The sequence below is a fragment of the Bradyrhizobium sp. BR2003 genome (assembly GCF_009720285.1).
Lineage (GTDB): Bacteria > Pseudomonadota > Alphaproteobacteria > Rhizobiales > Xanthobacteraceae > Bradyrhizobium > Bradyrhizobium elkanii.
On sequence record NZ_SMYJ01000043.1, the window covers coordinates 33,875 to 53,970 of the forward strand.

Sequence of the window (20,096 nt, forward strand, 5' to 3'; positions counted from 1 at the left end):
CCGAGCAAGCGAAACCACCGAGCAGCCAGCCATCTGCTGATCAAAAGTGATCTCCAGCCAACCGAAGTAGTAACCAATCCTGTGGCGCGGGCGCGCGCATCTTGAGGGGATTTAAAGCATGAGCAATGTCACCAAAACAGCCGCGCCGGCGGCCGGCCGCGCGGCGGCCAAAAAGGAACTGCCGGAGCACTTTAAGGCCTACAAGCATGTCTGGGTTTTCGTCGAGCAGGAACGTGGCCAGGTGCATCCGGTCTCCTGGGAACTCATGGGAGCAGGGCGCAGGCTTGCCGACAGGCTGAAGGTGAATCTCGCCGCGGTCGTTATCGGTCCGGAGGGGCAGCCAACGCGTAACGCCGCGCTGGAGTCATTTTGCTATGGCGCCGATCTGGCTTACCTCGTGAGCGATAATGTATTGTCGGATTACCGCAACGAATCATATACCAAAGCGCTAACCGAACTCGTCAACACCTACAAGCCTGAGATCCTGTTGTTAGGCGCGACCACACTCGGTCGCGATCTTGCAGGTTCGGTGGCGACCACCTTGTCGACGGGACTCACAGCCGACTGCACTGCGCTCGACGTCGACGCCGACGGTTCGCTTGCGGCGACGCGTCCGACCTTTGGCGGCTCGCTGCTGTGCACGATCTATACCTTGAACTATCGTCCACAGATGGCAACCGTCCGCCCGCGCGTCATGCCGATGCCGGAGCGCGTCGTGCGCGATGCCGCTCGTATCATCATCCATCCGCTTGGCCTTGTTGAAGACGAGATCGTCACGAAGGTGCTGACGTTCATTCCCGACCGCGATTCCGAAACGTCAAATCTAGCCTATGCCGATGTCGTAGTCGCCGGCGGCTTAGGACTGGGATCGCCCGAGAATTTTCGGCTCGTGCGCGAGCTGGCAATTCTGCTTGGCGCCGAGTATGGCTGCTCGCGTCCCCTGGTGCAGAAGGGATGGGTGACGTCTGACCGGCAGATCGGCCAGACCGGCAAGACCATTCGGCCAAAGCTCTATATTGCGGCCGGCATTTCCGGCGCGATCCAGCACAGGGTCGGCGTGGAGGGGGCGGACCTGATCGTCGCCATCAATACCGACAAAAACGCGCCGATCTTCGACTTCGCCCATGTCGCGATCGTCAGCGATGCCATGCAGTTGCTCCCGTCGCTGACGGCCGCATTTCGCGCCCGGCTTTTGCCGGATTCGCGCGCCCGGCTCGCGGTCTAGAGGAGATGCTGTGATGATCGAAGAGAGGTTCGATGCGATCGTGGTCGGAGCCGGTATGGCCGGAAACGCAGCGGCGTTGACCATGGCCAAGCGCGGTATGAAGGTGCTGCAGCTCGAGCGAGGCGAATATCCGGGATCGAAGAATGTGCAGGGCGCAATTCTCTATGCCGACATGATGGAAAAGCTGATCCCCGAGTTTCGCGAGGAGGCGCCGCTCGAGCGCCATCTGGTCGAACAGCGGTTCTGGATTATGGACGATCGCTCCCATGTCGGCATGCACTACCGCTCGGATGAGTTCAACGAGGAGCGGCCGAACAGATACACGATCATACGCGCGCAGTTTGACAAATGGTTCTCCTCGAAGGTGCGGGAGGCCGGCGCGACCGTGCTGTGCGAGACGACGGTCACCGAGCTCGTGCGGGACGACCGTGAGAGGATCCTCGGGGTTCGTACAGATCGCCGCGACGGCGAAATACACGCCGACGTCGTCGTGCTGGCCGAGGGTGTCAATGGCCTGCTCGGGACGCGCGCGGGCCTGCGGTCGCGGCCCAAACCCGACAATGTGGCACTCGCGGTGAAGGAAATGCACTTTTTGCCTCGCGAGACTATCGAGGCGCGTTTCAACCTCAAGGACGACGAAGGCGTTGTGATCGAGGCGGCCGGTACGATTTCCCGCGGCATGACCGGAATGGGTTTCATCTACGCCAACAAGGAGTGCATTTCGCTCGGCATAGGCTGTCTCGTCGCTGATTTCCAGCGCACCGCCCAGACGCCCTACGGTATGCTCGATCACTTCAAGCAGCATCCGTCCGTGGCGCCGCTCATCGCAGGTTCCGAAGTCAAGGAATATGCGGCGCATCTCATTCCTGAAGGCGGCTACAAGGCAATCCCGCAGCTCTACGGCGAGGGCTGGGTGGTGGTGGGGGACGCGGCACAGCTCAACAATGCCATTCATCGCGAAGGTTCCAATCTTGCGATGACCTCAGGCCGCATCGCGGCCGAAGCAATCGCCCAGGTCAAATCGCGCCGCGAGCCGATGACCGCGACAAATCTGTCGCTCTACAAGAAGATGCTGGACGAGTCCTTTGTCATCAAAGATCTCAAGAAGTACAAGGACATGCCGATGCTAATGCACACCCATTCGCAAAACTTCTTCCTTACCTATCCGCAGCTTATTTCCAAGGCGCTGCAGAACTTCGTACGTGTCGACGGAACGCCGAAGGTTGAGAAGGAGAAGGCGACCTTGAAATCCTTCGTCAAGGCGCGGTCATGGACAGGTCTGTTCGGCGATGCGTGTCGTTTTACCCGGGCCTGGCGCTGACCGGCAACAGTGTGAAGTCCAGCAACGGAAGACCAAATCATGAATGTCGAGCCTACAGTACGCGTCGAAGACAAGCTGTACTACAACCGCTATCTTGTCGACGTCGGTCGCCCTCACGTCACGGTGCGCGCGCACACGACGCCGTCGCCACAGCTACTTGCGCTTTTGAACGCCTGCCCCGCGCGATGCTACGAACTCAACGACAACGGCCAAGTTGAGATAACCGTCGATGGCTGCATTGAGTGCGGCACCTGCCGTGTGATCGCCGAACCCACCGGTGACATCAAGTGGAGTTATCCGCGCGGCGGTTACGGCGTGCTGTTCAAGTTTGGGTGAAGTGCAACAAAGGGCCGCGGTGTGATCGCCATGAAGACGGGGGATTTCACCGCCTTTGTTGGCATTCTGGCTCATCTGCACTGCAGGTGGATTCGAACGAGGCGCGCAGCCATGGGGGACGCCCGGCAAGGCACAGCTTGAGGATCTTACACCCGCTCTGGACCGGCGAAGGATTGGTTGTGGCACGATTGAGTGGTGCCACAAACGGCGTCGATTCGACGGCGCAAAGGATATTCAGCCCATCGCCGTGGAAGGAGCCGGGCCGGCGGCCTCGATCGCAACCGCCACTGATTGCACAATCGCAGCAAAGCGCACGGCAGTCTGGATCACCCCGGAACTGACGCCCTCAGCCCGCAGCGTCTTCTCGTGAGCGTCGACACAGGCACCGCAGCCGTTTATGGCCGAGACCGCCAGCGACCACAGCTCGAAATCGGACTTATCCACGCCGGGATTGCCGATCACGTTCATGCGCAGCCGTGGCGGCATGGTCTTGTATTCCGGGTTGGATACCAGATGAACGAATCGGTAGTAGACATTGTTCATCGCCATCACAGAGGCTGCAGATTTCGCTGCGGCGATCGCCGCAGGCGTCATCACGGCGGCGGCTGCCGCTTCGATCGCGGCGATCAGGGCTGCATTGCGAGTGGCAATCGCGCTCGCCAGCAGCAGGCCGTATTGTCGCTGCGGCGACAGCGTATCATCGGCCAGCAAGGACGCCAGGTTAAGCTTGACGTCCTTGGCGAAATTGGGAATCGTCTCATTCAACTGCTCAATCGACGACATGCCGCCTCACGCAACCTTCAGTGTTTCGCCGCCGACTTCGCGGTTACAGGGACAAAGTTCGTCGGTTTGTAGCGCGTCCAGAACGCGGAGCGTGTCCTTGGGGCTACGCCCGACATTGAGATTGGTCGCATAGATGTGTTGGATTGTGTTCTCGGGATCGACGATAAAGGTGTAGCGATAGGCGACGCCCTCGGGCGAACGCACGCCAAGGCCATCGACTAAGGTCCCTTTTGTGTCGGCAAACTGCCAAATCGGTAAATTGTGCAGGTCTGCATGCGAGCGCCGCCAGGCAAGCTTGCAGAACTCATTGTCAGTCGAACCACCCATTACGACAGCATCGCGATCGGCGAATTCCTTGGATAGCCGGCCGAACTCGGCGATCTCGGTCGGACAGACGAACGTGAAATCTTTGGGATAGAAAAAGATGATCTTCCATTTTTCGGGGAAACTCGTTTCGGTCAGCGTCTCGAACGCGCTGTGTCCTTCTTCTTCCTGCGCCTGAAAGCCGGGCTTCACGCCAGTGATTTCGAACGGCGGCAACTGACTTCCAATTCCGAGCATGCTGACCTCACAAGTTTGCTTTGCGTTTGTGCCGTCACTGGTGAAGCAAGCTATATGCCATCCGTTCTCAAGATCGGATTGTCGCAACGAGGCTAACCAGTGGCCCGAGCGCAGGCATCTGATCGTGAGGTCCGATGGCTCTCACATCCGCCTCCATTGCGCCGCGTGGAAACGCGATGCTCGATCGCTTGGAACCGTCGGTGAGCGCGTGCGTATATCACGAGTGAGGTACCGCAGTTAAAAGTCGCAGCCAGGTTCCTCGACCAGCGATTGAACCTCTGGTCGAAACGGCTACTTGCCTACCGAGAATGGACCCTGGGGGCTGGCGGCACAGCATCCGGATGTCTCACGGTGTGAAACGGCTGCGAAGCTAGGGTTGTTTTCGTAGGCCGCGAAGGAGCGCAACCGGCGAGTCCGGATCCGACCTTGGCATTATTCTCGCAGCGGTCATCAAGCTGTCCGGTATCATGGTCCCCAAATAGCTCCAGCTGGGATTGAAAGCGCGGCATCGCGCCGGGCGTGTGGCGACGTCGCGCCACCATTCCTCTACGGCTTGACGATCGCAAGGTAGCAGCATGCCAACATCACCCGTAAAAGCGCTCCAGTCGGCAAGACATCTTCTTGGAACAGCTGTCAGGAGCGGCACACCCCGAGTGATCGCGTCAACAAATTCAGCGCGCAGGCCGCGGCCAATCGCTTCTTGTTTGGCGAATTTGCTGATCACGAGGAGATCGACTTGGTCGCGAAGCGCTCGGGAAATGACAACTGCAGCCTCTGCTAGTCCGTTTGTATCGAGCTGACAGGACGCTGCCCCGCTGCCGAGTAGCTGGGAAATCGAGATCTCTCGCCCTGTCGCAACGTCGACGGCGAGCATAACGTGCGTGCCGTTTGCATTTCTAAAGTTTCGCTGGACGATGCCGCCGACGCGTACGTCATGCCGCGCGAGATCCTGGACGAAACCGGCAAGCAGCTTATCGGCGTCGTCGTCCGGCTGGTAGAGGATCGCCGCCACGGCTGTCGAATCGATGTTGTCAAAATCGTCGATCATGCCCGTGATCCGATTTGTGTTCGTTTCGGGTGTGAGCGCGCCGCTTTAGAGCATCTTCGAGTGGTATCGCGGGCATTATGAGCAACCGCTCGAGGGTTGAGACCGGCAAGGCTCGCGCGACCTCGGCGAATACGTCCATTCCGTCGCTGAGCCCTAGCGCATCATAGGAGCGGCGTGTGATGCGGGCCAAAAGCGGCACGCCCGAACGGCCAGTTTCGAGCGCTAGAACCAACGTGATCTCCGATTCGTCGAACGGAAGGGAGGCTTTGATGCGTGCCGGAAAGACGTTCAGGAAGGAGCTTGCGCGTGGAGCCTCGCGCACGATGCTGACATCGGCGGCTGCGATGCGTAGCCGTAGCTTCGCGCCAGGTCTGAGCGGCGGCCCAGGTATTAGCAGACGCGCGCCTCTGAGGCGGACGATGATGAGTCCATAGCGCCCGTCGTAGCCGCCGACCACGGTATCAACGCAAACCGCTGCTTCGCCACGCGCGGCAAGCGCTGGATCACTCTGAACGACTTGAAGCGGTCCGGCCGCAGTCACCATACCATCTTTCATCATGACAAGATGATCGGCAAAGCGCTCGATGTCAGTCATGTCATGGCAGATATAGATCATCGGCAACCTGAGCTCTTCACGAATGCGCTCGATAAATGGCAGAATCTCGCGCTTGGCGGGACGGTCGAGCACAATGAGCGGGTCGTCCAGCAAAAGTAGCCGCGGTTGGGCTAGTAGCGCGCTGCCTAGGGCAAGTCGCTGTCGCTCGGCGCCAGAAAGATGTGACGGAGAACAGTCAAGCAGTGACGCCAAGTCGAGCAACTTAACCGCACCATCAAAGTCGACCAGTGTCGCCCTCGATTTCGATGCGTTGTACAGAAGGGTGCGCTTGACAGACAAATGAGAAAAAAGAATGGGTCGCTGAAATACATATGCGACAGGACGTAGATGAGGCGGCCGAAACGTCGTCTCGTTCTGCCAAATTTCGCCGTCGACGCCACAGAATCCACTCGGTAGATGCTGGATGCCGGCGATGCAACGCGCGAGCGTGGTCTTTCCGCACCCCGGAGGACCGAAAATTGCCGTGACACCTTTCGCCGGTACGATGAATTGCGCATCCAGCGGGATGCTCGCGGGAGCACCGTTGAAGGCAACTTCGATATAGCCCGGTCTTGCTTCTCTCACCTGTCCGCGCCTATGCTGTATCTTGCAATCAAATCACGAGGAGAATGGCCGCAAAGGCGATGATCACCATGCCGCCGACGATCCAACCTGCTTAGCTCCAGCGCGGCGTCTCCGCCCCGAGGAAGCCAAAAGGCGCGGGGGCGGCACTGCAGATCGACGGTGTTACGACGCCCGGCATCTTGAGCGTCTCCGCGCCGTCGAGGATCGTGGCAATCGAACGCTGCCCGGCGCGCCTACCATCACACACGCAAGGCGGGAATTTAGTACCGCTGAATCCTCAGCCAGTTTGGCTGGACGCCGGTTGTCCGCTGGCTGAACTGGCAAGGCTTGCGTCGTTTGGTTGTAGAGGTGTCGGCTATCGCGAGAGCTTGATGCCACCCCGGGGCCGGCAATCGGCTTGAAAGGCGCCACAGCCTTGGTGACTAATGTGAAGTGTGCGCCGGTGCCCACATTTATGGCTTCCGCAACGTCAGGCGCAAGCAGCATCAAAGCCAGATCGAATAGGATCAACCGGATAAACCTCATTGGGACCCCGAAGATGGACCGCCACGACTGCTTTCGTCGCGGCAGCTCCTTGCTCCTCACCCAGCAATCTGCGTGCCGGTTCAAAAAATGGCGCACGGCCCGCTTGGCTCATGGTGAAACTCTGATATGTCCCACCCAGCGTGTGGAATGGCCGCATCGTGTCGTTGGGTTTCAGACGTTCGCGTCGCCAACCGGCCACGCAGGACCGACAAGATAGATACTGAAGATGATGCCGTTGGCTCTGGCGTCGAGAACGATGTTGCAGGCGTCGCCACAATTTGTCGTCCGTCTGATCTGCGCCGACAAAAGGGGTGCTCATCGGCTGCATTTGGACCATTTAGCAAGAAGTCTAGTGATATCTTGGAAGACATTTCGAAAATCCGCCTTACCCTGAGCTTATCAGCATCACGATCTAGCTCTCGTCCACCCCCTAGCGCGATCTCCCTTGCAACCCTCAGGACGACGCCTCACGCGCGAACTCACGAATGATCTCCTGATCTCATCACCAGCACGCAGGTGGTTTCGCCTGCGCACAATCGCTTGCGCCCGCTGCCTGGACCGCTCTCGCGTCCTGCTGCGGGCGCATAGGAGAACGCAAGAAGCCATGACTATCGCCCGACTTCGCATTAGCGCTCCGCAGTCACCGTATCGAGTGTGCGACATCGCAGTCCTGGAGACGGACCCGACGACGCCCACTAGGGTCATCTGTACCGATGCCGACACTGAGTTGATCGTGGAAGCCCCTCAATTGCGGCGGGCCGCCGCGCTAGTCAACGAAGTGTCAACTGAGGTGAAATGATCCGTCTGGTCAGAGACACCTACCGCCTGGTCTCGATAGCCGTTGAGATGGGAGCACGCGATCCGGCGAGGCAGAGCCGCTCGGATATCTAATGAATTACGGCCACACCGGCGCTTGTGGAAGAAGCGGCGAACGTCGCGTTGTTAGGTCGTACGGCACATTCATTTTGACATGCGGTACTCGCTGGCGGACTGGCCGCGCGAGCAGCGGCGCGGTTAGAGGCGTTCAGAAAAGTCCTCACACTTGACGCCGATAAGTGCCCGATTTGCTTCGGGCTGTGCCAAGTGCGCGCGTTAGTTCGTCAGAATTGGCCTCGAAAGCCTGCAATATATACTACGATATCGCCACATGCCAGAAGCTCTCAGCGCGTTCATTTCGTCGGCGGCCGGCGGCCAAGGTGTCGAGGATGATCTGCGATGGATTGCCGCGAATGTCTCCACGGCTCATCGCGTGAGTTTTCGTCGGATTGACCCCGCGTCGATCTATAGCCCGGCGCGGTCCACGTTGCCCGAAGTCCCAGGGGCTACTTATTCGAGTGGTTTGCCAAGGCGGGACAAATAGCTCCCCACGCAATGGCGTTCCTTGGAGTCATTCGCCACAGGTGACCACGCGCAGCATGCGTGTTTTGTTTGGTCTCAAACTCCCACCTCGTTTCGCAAAAATCGGCAAACTTGTGCGCAGAGGAAGCCGCAGCGATATACATCAGTTGGCATAGATTCTGCTCAGCATAAGGAGCACGGAAATAATGCGACAATGTTGGCGCTGCAGCGCTCGTTGCAAATGGCGCGCGGCGTTTGATCATGTTGCTGTGTGAGGATTGTTGGCGGCACTTGCGGCTGCTGGCGAGCCGTCGCTTAAAATAGCAAGAAGGCCAGCCGCACCGAAGAGCCGCGCATCAATCGCGAAGTGACCTCGCTCTGGGTCCGCGCACTAAGAGGGGACGCGAATCATAATGTACAGATTGGTTGCCTTAATGCTTGCGCTGTTGGCTCAGCAGGAGTGCAAAGCAGCGCAGGCGCACGCGGCGGAGGACGTCGTGAGTGCGCCCCTCGCGCGGTCGGATTACGAGCGTGCACTGACGACCGCAGACCGATATGGCCGGCTTACCGTCAATGTCCCCGACGTGCCGTTTTGGCTCGGCGAGCGCGAGGCGTTCATCTATCGGCGGACGACCAAGGGCAAGCACCGGTTTATCCTGGTTGATGCCGAGAAAGGCGTAAAGGAGCCCGCTTTTGATCAAGCCGGACTTGCGGCTGCTCTGAACAGAGCGAGCCACAAGAACTATCAGCCCGAGAATCTTCCCTTCGACCATTTCGAGTTGACCGACAAGGGTGGCAGGATGAGCTTCGACCTCGAGCATACGCGTTGGAGCTGCGAGCTTGCAAGCTATGCCTGCACCGGCAATGCAATGCACTCGGGCGCCAATCAGCAGAGCCCCTATGACGACACGCCGCCGGCAGACAACGATCCAAACAAGACAAGCGCATCACCTGATGGCACATGGCTGGCCTACATTCGAAACGACAATCTCTTCCTGCGCAGCCAAGACGGTTTCCAGGACATCCAGTTGACCTGGGACGGAGCTGAGAGTGACTATTATGCTCTCTCGACACTAAGATGGTCTCCAGCCTCAACTCACCTGGCCGTCTACCGGATCCGTCCAGCCCACCAACGGGAAGTCCATTACCTCGAATCGTCGCCGGCGCACCAGCGTCAACCCAGACATCTGACCATGGTGTATCCAAAACCCGGTGATGCCTTGGCATTGCTCCAACCCGTGCTGTTTGAAGTCAGCAGCCGACGCGCGGTCACAATCGATAATGCCGCGTTCCAGAATCCTTACGGCCTTTCGGCGATCCGATGGTGGAAGGACGGACGGGGCTTTACCTTCGAATACAATCAGCGTGGCCATCAGCTCTATCGCCTGGTGGAGGTCGACGCCGCCACGGGCAAAGCGCGCGCGTTGATTGATGAGGCAAGCAAGACCTTCGTCGACTACCAGCCATTGGTGATGAAGCAGCTGAATAGTGGAAAAACGTTTCGCTATGACGTCGATGATGGAAAGGAGATCATCTGGGCCTCGGAGCGCGATGGTTACGAGCATCTCTATTTGTTCGACGGCCGAACAGGCGAGCTCAAGAACCAGATCACCAAAGGAGATTGGGTGGTCCGTGCGGTGTATTGTGTCGATCCGGTGAAGCGTGAGATTTGGTTTGGCGCCAGCGGAACGAACCCTGATGAGGATCCCTATTTCGTCCATGCCTATCGCATTGGCTTTGGTGGAAAAGGACTCACGCCGCTGACGCCCGAGCCAGCCAATCATCACATCGAGTTCTCGCCTAGCGGTCGCTACTATGTCGACCTGTGGTCACGCATCGGCGTCCCGCCCCGCATGGTGCTGTATCGTGCCAGTGATAATGCCGAACTGATGCAGGTTGAGAGCGCGGAGATCTCCGAGCTCATAGCCGCTGGCTGGCAGCCGCCGCTCAGCTTCAACGCCAAGGGACGCGACGGCAAGACGGACATATGGGGTGTCATTCACTTGCCGGCTAATTTCGATCAGCGCAAGAGATATCCAGTGGTGGAACACATCTATGCAGGCCCCACCGGTTCCTTCGTTCCCAAGTCCTTCTCAGCTTCAATCGAGCCGCTCACACAACTCGGCTTTATCGTTGTTCAGATTGATGGAATGGGTACCAACCATCGCTCGCGCGCGTTCCACGACATTGCCTGGAAAAATCTGAGGGACGCCGGCTTTCCGGACCGGATCCTATGGCACAAGGCGGCGAGTGCGAAGTACTCCTGGTATGATATATCCAACGTCGGTATCTTTGGCACTTCCGCCGGTGGGCAAAACGTGGTGAGCGCGTTACTTTTCCATCCCGATTTCTATAAGGTCGCGGTCGCGAACAGTGGCTGCTACGACAACCGGCTGGACAAGATCTGGTGGAACGAACAGTGGATGGGGTGGCCGGTCGGCGTCGAATATTCGCAATCGTCCGCCATCGACAATGCGGCCAAACTGCAAGGTAGATTACTTCTCGTAGTCGGCGAAATGGACCGCAACGTCGATCCTTCCGCCACGTTCCAGCTTGCCGATCGGCTCATCAAGGCGGGAAAATACTTCGACATGCTGTATGTGCCAGGCGCACATCACGGAACACCGGGCAGTTATGCACAGCTCAAGGTCCTGGAGTTCTTGGTCCGTAACGTTCTCGAGCTAACACAGCCAAACTGGAACACCGGCTCAATGGAACTGCCGAAGAGCAAATCAGGCCATGATGGCTGACAATCCATCGGGATCCAGGCCCGGTGCGTGGCGCTCCACGATCGCGTTCTCGAAATTGAGAAATGCTCGTTGCCATTTACGAGGTCACTCGCACATGCTGTCATGCGTACCTCCATCCTGATCGGCGCACGCAGCTGCTGATGCCGACAACGGCTTCATCAATTGGCCCAAAATCAGGGCGCGAATGCTGCGCGCGGCGGTCGGCTGCGAAGCCCGCGACGTCGCTCCCGATCCTCGCTCCAAGTGAGAGTCGAGAAGCGGGGGCGCTCAAGCAAGCCGGAAGAACTCAGTGCCGGATTCGCTTCATTGTGAGCTCCAGCTTGACACGGTGCACTTTGACGTCGCTGCGGGAGGCTTTGGTGCTCGCACCATCTTCCGTTGGCAAGTTGACGAGCCTGGCTCTGTAAGCCGGCAGCCTATTTCTCTATAGAGGGCTTTGGCGTTGTGTCGGTGCGCGCGGGTAATATCGGATAATCGATCTTAGGCAGCTGCCCGGTAAGTGAGTTTAGAAACGCGACGATGTCGTCTTTTTCTCTATCGTTGAGCTTCACGCCGAGTTGTATCTCACTCATCACGCCAACAGCTTGCTTGAGGCTCCAAACTTGGCCCGAATGGAAGTAGGGAGGACGCAATGCGACGTTGCGCAACGGCGCGGAGCGGAAAACATACTCGTCGTTGGGTACCTTGGTGACGGCGAAACGGCCCTTGTCGTCCCTCGGCAGCAGGCTTGCAGTTGGCCGTTCCGTCACGCCGAACGGGAAGTAGTCTTGGCCGCCGACGTTGATACCATTGTGGCAAGATGAGCATCCCTTTTCTATGAACAGCTTTAATCCTGCTTTCTGCTGAGCACTGAGAGCATACGCATCGCCCTCGAGGTATTGATCGAAGGGAGCGGCGGGCGTGATCAAGGTCGCCTCGAAAGCCTCGATGGCCTTGGCGAAGTTGTCAACGGTAATGGGCGTCGCGTCGTTAGGAAACGCCTTGCTGAACATGACGATATAATCGGTCATTGAATTCAACGTATTGAGAAGGCGAGCGGGCGTCGCATTCATTTCCGCGCTGGCCTGGACGGGGCCTACGGCTTGCGCCTTGAGGTCAGCCGCGCGCCCGTCCCAGAACTGTGCCACATTGAAGACTGCGTTATAGACCGTTGGCGCTCGACGTGAACCTAGCTGCCAGCGATGACCAACCGACCTCGGGCCGGCATCTGCTCCGCCGGTCCCAAGATTGTGACATGTATTGCAGCTAATGATCCCGCTCGCCGATAGCCTCGGATCGAAGAACAGGATCTTGCCGAGTGTAACCTTTTCGTGGGTAATAGGGTTGTCCCTGACCGCCGGTACGATAGAGGGGATCGGCTTGAAAATCTGCCTCGCTGCACTCATCAAATCATCGTCGGCACCTGCTGTTGACGAAGCCAGGATCCCAGCGGCCAGAACACTTGACTTGGCTGCGATGTAAAGCGTTCGTGCCGCTGATTTCCTCATCCTTGGCTTGCCTTTGTCGTAGTTCGTGAAAGCCGCGAACAGAGTGCGAGGTCGCAGCTAGCCTGCCTATCATCGAAATGACTCCCAGCGATCAAAGACGAGCGACATTCATCGGGGTACTCATCCAGGTCTGATCCGCTGTTGCCGCGTAGTAGCAACCGCCGTGCCAATGGAGTTCAGGGGGGCCGTTGATTTGGTCTTGAACAATTGCAGGACTGCCAGCAGTCGGCTCGAACCTTTGGGATCAACCGGCGTCCCACACGCGCCGATGGCCATGCTGACGAAGTGCATTTCGGCCTACTATCTCAACCGATAGGCAAGCCATAAAGCTGTCGGTTTCACGATTTTAGACGCGCAGGCTTACAACTAGGTCGGACGTTGAGCAAAAACGCGGAGCATCGACGCAATTTGTCGCGTCATTGACGCGACGAAATCGTGTGGCCTTGCGAATCCGTCAACTATGCGTTGCGTTCCAGCGTGGCCGAGCAGTTATCGGCCGTCGTTGGATAAGGCTTCGTATGCGTTGCGTCCAGTGAAGCGTGCAATTGCCGAAGAACTCTCCTTGCGAGCTCCCGTCGAGATATGGATATGCCTATCTTGGAGCGTATTGACACTTGTTCGACGATCAAAGTGCTTGAATCGACCGTAACGTCAGGTTGTAGGCAGTGCCATGCAGGATCGGTCGCCTTTGCAGAAATGTCATGTTGGGAACTAACATCGCGAATGTCACAAGCCTAGACACAATACCCGCGTCCGCTGCATGTAGCCAGCCTGCGTTGCGCTTTGATCTTGGCAACAAGGTCTGGCGCGATGCAACGATGATTCGGACCGCAACTGCGCCGGCCGCTCCTGCCGACGCGGCGACCTGCTTTCCTAGACAAACGATACTTGCGAGGCAAAGAACAATAGTGAAAATTGTGCAACTTAAGAGAGTTCTGTTGAGCCAAAAGCGACGAACCGGTTGGGCTTACCGCGCGCCTCGCCATGTCACCGCACTCGTTGCGATCGCAGCTACGTGGTTCACGGGATACGCTAGCGCGCGAGAACGTAGATCGGAAGAGATCTTGACGTCTTGCAGACCAGACGTGATGCGATTCTGTGACCGTTTTACAGGGCGTGGCGATATGGACGCGGCCATGTTTTGCCTTAGGGACAATTTCAAAGGCTTGCGCGTCGAATGTCGCCGCGTGATGCCAACCGCGGCGGAGAGAAACGGTGGGTCGAAAAGACGAGGCGTCAAAAACGTTCCGATCCTGCATCGAGAGTGAGGCACCGGAGCGGGGGGATTCTTAAGCACCGGAATGCTCACATTAGCCTCCGATCGAGGCCCGGAAGGAACCGGTTGACGCCGTTGCGGCGTTCTCAACGAGCTTTTCAGTGGATTCACTTGAACCGATGGGACTGCTTTTGGTTGAGTTCGCCGAAGGGCTCAAGACCAGAGGAAACGCGGTCGTCAGGAGCCGCTCAAAGGCTGCAAGCTGTTCAAGCAGACGCTTCTCAACGGCAGCACTCTCCTCGCGAGGCAGTTCCGTCTTAAGCAATCGACGACAGCGCCAGATCTCGTTTCTCACCCATCTGATCTCACTTAAACTATCATCAATCGAAGTCATCACAAATGCAGGTTCACTTGGGCATTGAGGGTGCAACGCGTACGCTTCAGCACTGCGTAGTCCCTCCGTCCGCATTCATGGCGATGGAGTTCGTCGCCATTGCTCGGCGGATGTGGCGAGCGGTTCGATGTATTCACGACTGCTATCAAGCGATATCACCTTACGCTGGGCGTGCGAGCGGAATTTTCTGCGGATTGCTGCGGGTTTTCGGCGCTACGATCATCTGGGTTGAGGAATTCCTGCGCTCCACAGGGGCGATCGGCGCGCAGTCACGCGCAAACGCAGGGCAGCAGCTCACGACTGGAAAACGGAGCGATGTGTTCCCCTGACGATGGTCAGTGTTGCCGTCGGACCATCACATTCGTTTCCCGATGGGCATGTCCATGAGTAAGGTGCGCGCGCTCACCAACATCCTGGAAAGGCATGGCGGCAGTGTTTTCCCCTATAGATAAAAACGAGCGTTATCGCGATATCCCGGGCGTGACCCGATCGAACGAGCGCAGGAGCGAGCCTAGGACCTCCCTGGGTGAATGTCACTCGAAATCGTGTCGAACTGAATGGAAGCCCCATTGGTAGCCGCTGCGATAGTTGGCTGTGCAACGCCACGGTTCGATACCAATTTAGTAGCTTGAACCCCACGCTGCGTCAGGTTGTAGTCTCGCAAAGACAAAGGCAGGCGGGACGGGCGTCGAATGGTTCAGCATGATCGGACAGGGATGGCTTCCTAATTGCCGACATTGTCGCTTGCGGGCCATGGGCAAGACCTTTGGTCCATCGGCGGAGGCTGCTGCGCTGGCCGTTGTCAATTGCGCTGCAACAACCGGAGTCGTTATATGTCATGAGGTGATGGAGTGATGCGCGCAGCAGGATGTCGCTGACAACTGCTTTAATCGCGTTCCTCGCTGTGCAGTGAGGGCCCGCCGAGTGAACACAGCCGGCCCTCGCAATAGATGCTTCAACTGCGTAGGCGGTTAACATTCAGCCGTAAGCGGTGACTGGTCGCATTGAGCTTGTGGCTGGACAAGGCGCCGCGGTGAAAGCTCGGAAGATCCCATGTCTACTCAAGCCAATCTGACGACGGCGCTAAGCGAGATCGATTGTGCTCGCGACATCGTTCAATTCTCAACTGTGGTGGTTGCGCGCGACAAGCAGCTGCGCAAGACGGACCATCCGGTCTTTCTGCAAAAGGCTGCGCTTGAGTTTCAATCTAGATTCCTGCCGAATTTCGAGGAAAGCATCCGTGCCGGGAGATCGTGGGGATATGCCACGACATGCAATGCGGTGAGCCGGAAGGCCGGAGGTCAGGTCGGCCGAGACGTTTGCGAAAGAATAGCTTCTCGCGTGTCGCTGCTTGATCATGCGCTGATTGGAAAAATCGGGATAAGAGCCCTTTCCATATTCGCCGCATCATTCGGTCGGCATTCCAATAGAGCAGAATGTCGCAAAGGGGCGATCAGAATAGCTAAGTTTTGTCGCGAGGAAAGCAGGCCGCTTCAAGAGTTGAACAATCTGAGCCTGGCGGCGCTGATAAACGGCTTCAGCAAATGGCCGGAAGAAGCAGACTTTCGCCAGGCGGCGGTTGCAATTGCGGGCGATGTCATTCGGCGCGCTGGCCGTCATCACCAACTCTCCGACTTTACACAGCAAGGATTGGTGAGCCTGGTCAACGGGTTCAGCAAGTGGCCGGATGAGGCGGCTTCGCGCCAGGCAGCCGCCGCGCTTGCACTCGAAATTCTGCATCGTTGCGGCAGGCTCTGCGAGCTTCCTCAGCAGGGATTGGCCATCCTGGTGAACGGTTTCAGCAAGTGGCCGGAAGAGCTGGCGTGTGGTCAAGTCACGATTGCGATCGCAGGCGAAGTTCTTCGTCGGGTCGCCCGGTTTCATGAGTTTAGCGAGCAGGATCTGGCAAATTTGGTGAATGGCTTTAGTAAATGGCCGGATGAGGCAGTCTCTCGTCAAGCCACAATCGCGATCGCAAGTGAGCTCCTGCACCGTGCTGACCAACTTCCTCACTATAGCCAACAAGGACTGGCAAACTTGGTGAACGGGTTTTGCAAATGGCCTGAAGATGCGACCTGTCGTAAAGCTGCAATTGCGATCGCTGGTGAGGTACTTTGGCGTGCTGTCCAGCTTCCCGATCTTACCCAACAGGGCCTGGCGAACCTGGTGAATGGCTTTAGCAAGTGGCCGGAAGAGCCGGCGTTTCGCCGAGCAGCGATCGCACTCGCTCGTGAGGTTCTGCGGCGTGCCAATCAGCTCTACGATTTTTCACAGCAGGGACTCGCGAACTTAGTGAATGGCTTCAGCAATTGGCCGAAGGAGGTGCCGTGTGGTCAAGTGACCGTTGTGCTCGCGGACGAGGTCCTTCGCCGTGCCGGCCGCAGGACGGGACTCTCAGACTTCACTGCCCAGGATCTCAGGGGCCTGGTGATCGGTTTCAACAGATGGCCGCTGGAGAGCGCCGCTCGCCAAGCCACGATCGCGATCGTCAATGAGGTCCTAGGCCGCGGTGTCCGGTTCTTTGACTTTACCAAACCGGAATCGGAGAGTCTGATGGATGGCTTCAATAGATGGCCGCAAGGCGAAGCAGGGCATGAGGCGATAGCGAAGATCATCGGGGAGCTGCAACTCATACAAGGTGGAGCCACTCAGCTCCGGCCAGGGGAGAAGTGGTCCCACCAAACAAGGCAATCGGCCAAAGAAGCCTCTTCCTAGCGGTGTTCATGCGTAGTATGCGGCGAGGTCACAACACGACAATCCCACGCAGCGACCCTCTTGGGATACAGTCGGAGGCGTGCACAGCCACAGAATTGAGTGAACAATCGGAAGGACGCAGTTGTTGATCCAGGCTGAGAAGGATGTCGTCGAGCAGATGCTCTCATCATTGGCGATCAGCTTGTTGCAGAATCGTGTTGCGCCCTCCTACGAACAGGTGATGCATCATTTCGGATTAGCCTGCGAAAGAGCGGGGCTGATCGCGACGGAAGAGGTGGCAGTTCGGATATTGAAGCGCGTTTCAAGCGAAATCAACGAGGCGCAGTCGGTGCTCGAGTTTATCGGACGCGGGGCGGATCTATTGCATTGATCTCGAAGTTAAGAAACTTCCATCGAATCAGTGTCAGATGCAGCCGGGCGCGCGTTGTTCGACTGAGAAAGCGCCCCGGCAAGGGCCGAGTCGTCCGCTTTTGCTGGCCGAAACCTGCGGCAGTCTGAACCGATCTGGCAAGATCGATCCTTGCCGCCGATGTCAGAATAGGTGGGAACTCGCTATCCAGGAGGTTATCAGCCAACCTTTGCCGATCGCGCCGGGGCGTACCGCCTCGCAGTGAAGCGTGAGCGGTGCTACATGGGATCGCGGGCTTTCAAGCTAGCGTCCCAACGTGGCCATCTGAATGAGCAGGGGGCGGTTTGTTGCCTCGGGAGTAAAGGAGCCGCAACTCGCCGGCTATCAGCGCCGCGCCGCCGAGGCGCCGTAAACAGCGAGCATTTTGCCAAGCTTAAAACTCGGTTGATCCTCGTCTGCTTTTCGTCGGTCCGCTATCTACGCCTAAGCTTCGGGAGAGGCTGATGGCCAGCCGTCCGTCCATTGTTCGTCGCTCCGAAGGCCGTCAGCTTATCGACAGCTACGTCTCGTAGCAGGAACGTCTTTACAGGCTGGCTGGTCCGGCTTGATGTGCTCAGATCCGGCAAGAGAATTGGATGGTATCCATCAAGCGATCTACCACCGAGGCTTTGGTTGTGCTGCGGTGAGCTGCAGTTGCTCGTCTGCAGGCCGGCAGGTGTTCGCGCTAGCCGTGGGCGGTGATTGCGCGGTATGACCGCCGCTTTGTCATCAGCCGATCAGCGCGCAAACCTGGTGAGGTCTGACGGCTTAAAAGTGCGACTGCGGACGCGCTTGATTTGGATACGGAGAGACGGCGATGAATACAGAGCAGCTTGGCTCAGGCAGTCCTTCCGGAACTTCCGATTCGGAAACCTCCGAGCCGGCATCCCCGGCTGCAACGCAGTGGGGCGAAGCCCTGACGGGTGCGCTAGCGTCCACCGGCGAGGCCTCTAGCTTGCAGCTCGAGGTCTGGACGAACTGGGCTGCCGAAGACGGGCAGGGGCAACACGAGGGCCGTCGAGAAGCGGTAAGTCGTACGAGGGCTTGGCAGGACACAGGCGATGTCAATGAGGCGCTGGATCTGTCGTCCCTGTCCCTGACCGGCTTGCCTGCGCCGATCCCGGCCGTCCTGCGTCGCCTGAATGTCGACGACAATCAGCTGAACAGCCTTCCTGGGGACCTTCCGGCCAGTCTCCAGTGGCTCTCTGCCAGCAATAATCGGCTGACCGGCCTGCCCGAGCTTCCAAATGGCCTGCTGCAGCTCGATGTCATCAGCAACGGGCTCACCAATCTGCCCGCACGGCTACCGCCCGGATTGCTGCGGCTGAGGGTCGATAACAATCAGCTAACCAGTCTGCCTGATCGCCTTCCGGCGACGCTTGAGGAACTGGACGCCAGCGGCAACCGCTTGACCAATCTGCCCGACCTTCCAGCCCGACTCCAGCGCCTCAACGTCGACCACAATCAGCTGACGGACTTGCCCGAGCCTCTTCCGGGCGGGCTCCAATGGCTCAGCGCTAGCCATAACGAACTGACCAGTCTGCCCGAAACGGCGCTTCCCGACCTAATTTGGCTCGGCGCCAGCGACAACCAGCTGACCAGCGTACCCGAGACCCTGCTGACACAGCTAAGCGGTTATTCTAGCGTTAATCTGGAGAATAATCCGCTCCCCGATTTGGTGCAGGCTGGCCTGACGGCAGCGATACATGCAGCAGGCTATGCGGGCCCGCAGGTCTTTTTATCGACGGTCGAAGGCGCGCTGGAAGTCCAGCCGCGCTCCCTGCAAGAGGTTGTGGCGCACTGGCTCGAGGCCGAGCCGTCGGTAATGGCCACCTGGCAGGGCTTCGCCCAAGAACCGGGTGCGCAAGACTATGCACGCTTCCTCGACCGGCTCCGGGGTACCGTGAACTATGGCAACGAAGCGTTCCGGCAGGCGGTCGTCGAGGATCTGCGGCAAGCAGCCGTCAGGCCGAGTTTGCGTGAACAGTTTTTCCAGCTGGCGTCGGGAGCGAGCGAGCGCTGCGAAGATCGGGTTACCTTGACCTGGAACGGCATGCAGAGCGCACGGCTGAACGCTGACGTTGAAGACGGCGTCTATGACGGCCGGTTGGCCGAGCTGCTCCAGCAGGGCCGGGTCCTGTTTCGTCTGGAGGCGCTGGACGGGATCGCACGCGAGACGGTCAATTCGCTTCGTCGTGCCGATCCTGACGCCGACGTCGACGAGATCGAGGTCTACCTTGCCTACCAGACCCAGCTGCGCAACCCGCTGCAGCTGCTGCACATCGCCCCGGACATGCGCTTCTTGAATGTCTCTAACGTGACCGAGGACGATATTGTCAGAGCCGAGGCGTCGGTGCGCAATCAGGAGGCAGCGGAATTTCCGGACTACCTGGCAACGCGCTGGCACCCATGGGAGAGCGTGTTGAGGCGCATCGCACCCGAAGACCATGCTGCAATGGAGAGGCAACTCGTCGACGCGATGGGCGATGAATTCCAAACCCGCTTGGATCGGCGACTGGCCGAAAATGGTCTGACGGGCGATGCCGATGCAGAGCGAGTGCTTGGCGCCCAGATTCGCAAAGAGATCGCCCTCGAGATTAAAGGCCCGGTTATGCACCAGGTCCTCGAAAGATTCGGCCTTGAGCTATGAAGCGCCCTCGAGCGGGACCCGTCGATCGATCCGGGCAGCCGCGCGCAATCTCAGGCGGCTATCGATCCTTACGAGGAGCGAATCTGGAAGATTCGTCGAGCGAATGAGTTGCCGGCAGGTCTCGGTCGCTTGGTGCGTGCGGACGATCACGAGAAATACTTCCCTCGGCTGCTCGACCA

12 protein-coding genes are annotated in these 20,096 nt (G+C 58.4%); 7 read left to right on the forward strand and 5 right to left on the reverse strand.

The features are described from left to right. The first annotated feature begins 118 nt into the window (after positions 1-118). Genes E2I15_RS34075 through E2I15_RS34085 form a run of 3 tightly spaced genes read left to right on the forward strand, consistent with a single transcriptional unit; the run spans position 119 to position 2,882 of the window. Complete coding sequence (locus tag E2I15_RS34075) at positions 119-1,225, forward strand: electron transfer flavoprotein subunit alpha/FixB family protein (protein ID WP_137479507.1); 1,107 nt, start codon at positions 119-121, stop codon at positions 1,223-1,225. Between the two features lie 13 nt (positions 1,226-1,238). Beyond that, complete coding sequence (locus E2I15_RS34080) at positions 1,239-2,546, forward strand: FAD-dependent oxidoreductase (protein WP_137479506.1); 1,308 nt, start codon at positions 1,239-1,241, stop codon at positions 2,544-2,546. A 39-nt stretch (positions 2,547-2,585) separates the two neighbouring features. Next, on the forward strand, positions 2,586-2,882 hold the full coding sequence (locus E2I15_RS34085; protein ID WP_137479505.1) for a ferredoxin family protein: 297 nt from the start codon (positions 2,586-2,588) through the stop codon (positions 2,880-2,882). Positions 2,883-3,116: 234 nt separating this feature from the next. Here the strand turns inward: E2I15_RS34085 and ahpD are convergent, their stop codons facing one another. The 4 genes from ahpD to modC all read right to left on the reverse strand — a co-directional run bounded on the left by ahpD (position 3,117) and on the right by modC (position 6,454). Beyond that, a complete protein-coding gene (gene ahpD / locus E2I15_RS34090; RefSeq protein WP_137479504.1) occupies positions 3,117-3,665 on the reverse strand; it encodes an alkylhydroperoxidase, AhpD family in 549 nt (182 codons plus the stop codon). Between the two features lie 6 nt (positions 3,666-3,671). Further along, positions 3,672-4,226 carry a peroxiredoxin gene (locus tag E2I15_RS34095; protein WP_137479503.1) on the reverse strand — a complete coding sequence of 185 codons (555 nt, stop codon included), beginning with the start codon at positions 4,224-4,226 and terminating at the stop codon, positions 3,672-3,674. A gap of 370 nt (positions 4,227-4,596) precedes the next feature. Beyond that, complete coding sequence (locus tag E2I15_RS34100; protein ID WP_137479502.1) at positions 4,597-5,274, reverse strand: DUF2478 domain-containing protein; 678 nt, start codon at positions 5,272-5,274, stop codon at positions 4,597-4,599. Next, positions 5,258-6,454 (reverse strand): molybdenum ABC transporter ATP-binding protein, encoded by a 1,197-nt coding sequence (gene modC, locus E2I15_RS34105; protein ID WP_170991567.1) that lies wholly within the window; start codon positions 6,452-6,454, stop codon positions 5,258-5,260. Before modC ends, E2I15_RS34100 begins: the two co-directional genes overlap by 17 nt. Positions 6,455-8,730: 2,276 nt before the next feature. Between modC and E2I15_RS34110 the strand changes: the two genes are divergently transcribed. After that, positions 8,731-11,067, forward strand: a complete 2,337-nt coding sequence (locus E2I15_RS34110) for a S9 family peptidase (RefSeq protein WP_137479500.1) — start codon at positions 8,731-8,733, stop codon at positions 11,065-11,067. 416 nt (positions 11,068-11,483) lie between these two features. Here the strand turns inward: E2I15_RS34110 and E2I15_RS34115 are convergent, their stop codons facing one another. Next, positions 11,484-12,554, reverse strand: a complete 1,071-nt coding sequence (locus E2I15_RS34115) for a cytochrome-c peroxidase (protein WP_137479499.1) — start codon at positions 12,552-12,554, stop codon at positions 11,484-11,486. A 2,663-nt stretch (positions 12,555-15,217) separates the two neighbouring features. Between E2I15_RS34115 and E2I15_RS34120 the strand changes: the two genes are divergently transcribed. The 3 genes from E2I15_RS34120 (at position 15,218) to E2I15_RS34130 (ending at position 19,917) form a co-directional block, all read left to right on the forward strand. Beyond that, the gene (locus E2I15_RS34120; RefSeq protein ID WP_137479496.1) at positions 15,218-16,879 is read left to right on the forward strand and encodes a hypothetical protein; all 1,662 of its coding nucleotides are present in this window, start codon (positions 15,218-15,220) and stop codon (positions 16,877-16,879) included. Positions 16,880-17,003: 124 nt separating this feature from the next. Beyond that, positions 17,004-17,249, forward strand: coding sequence for a hypothetical protein (locus E2I15_RS34125; RefSeq protein ID WP_233475201.1), 246 nt, complete (start codon positions 17,004-17,006; stop codon positions 17,247-17,249). Between the two features lie 835 nt (positions 17,250-18,084). Then, complete coding sequence (locus tag E2I15_RS34130; protein ID WP_137479495.1) at positions 18,085-19,917, forward strand: NEL-type E3 ubiquitin ligase domain-containing protein; 1,833 nt, start codon at positions 18,085-18,087, stop codon at positions 19,915-19,917. Positions 19,918-20,096 lie beyond the last annotated feature (179 nt).

Excerpts from the sequence above, each read along its gene's own strand:
- E2I15_RS34110 (WP_137479500.1), top strand. The coding sequence starts at position 8,731 with ATGTACAGATTGGTTGCCTTAATGCTTGCGCTGTTGGCTCAGCAGGAG.
- E2I15_RS34130 (WP_137479495.1), top strand. The coding sequence starts at position 18,085 with ATGAATACAGAGCAGCTTGGCTCAGGCAGTCCTTCCGGAACTTCCGAT.
- E2I15_RS34100 (WP_137479502.1), bottom strand. The coding sequence starts at position 5,274 with ATGATCGACGATTTTGACAACATCGATTCGACAGCCGTGGCGGCGATC.
- ahpD (WP_137479504.1), bottom strand. The coding sequence starts at position 3,665 with ATGTCGTCGATTGAGCAGTTGAATGAGACGATTCCCAATTTCGCCAAG.
- E2I15_RS34120 (WP_137479496.1), top strand. The coding sequence starts at position 15,218 with ATGTCTACTCAAGCCAATCTGACGACGGCGCTAAGCGAGATCGATTGT.
- E2I15_RS34075 (WP_137479507.1), top strand. The coding sequence starts at position 119 with ATGAGCAATGTCACCAAAACAGCCGCGCCGGCGGCCGGCCGCGCGGCG.
- E2I15_RS34080 (WP_137479506.1), top strand. The coding sequence starts at position 1,239 with ATGATCGAAGAGAGGTTCGATGCGATCGTGGTCGGAGCCGGTATGGCC.
- E2I15_RS34115 (WP_137479499.1), bottom strand. The coding sequence starts at position 12,554 with ATGAGGAAATCAGCGGCACGAACGCTTTACATCGCAGCCAAGTCAAGT.
- E2I15_RS34095 (WP_137479503.1), bottom strand. The coding sequence starts at position 4,226 with ATGCTCGGAATTGGAAGTCAGTTGCCGCCGTTCGAAATCACTGGCGTG.
- E2I15_RS34085 (WP_137479505.1), top strand. The coding sequence starts at position 2,586 with ATGAATGTCGAGCCTACAGTACGCGTCGAAGACAAGCTGTACTACAAC.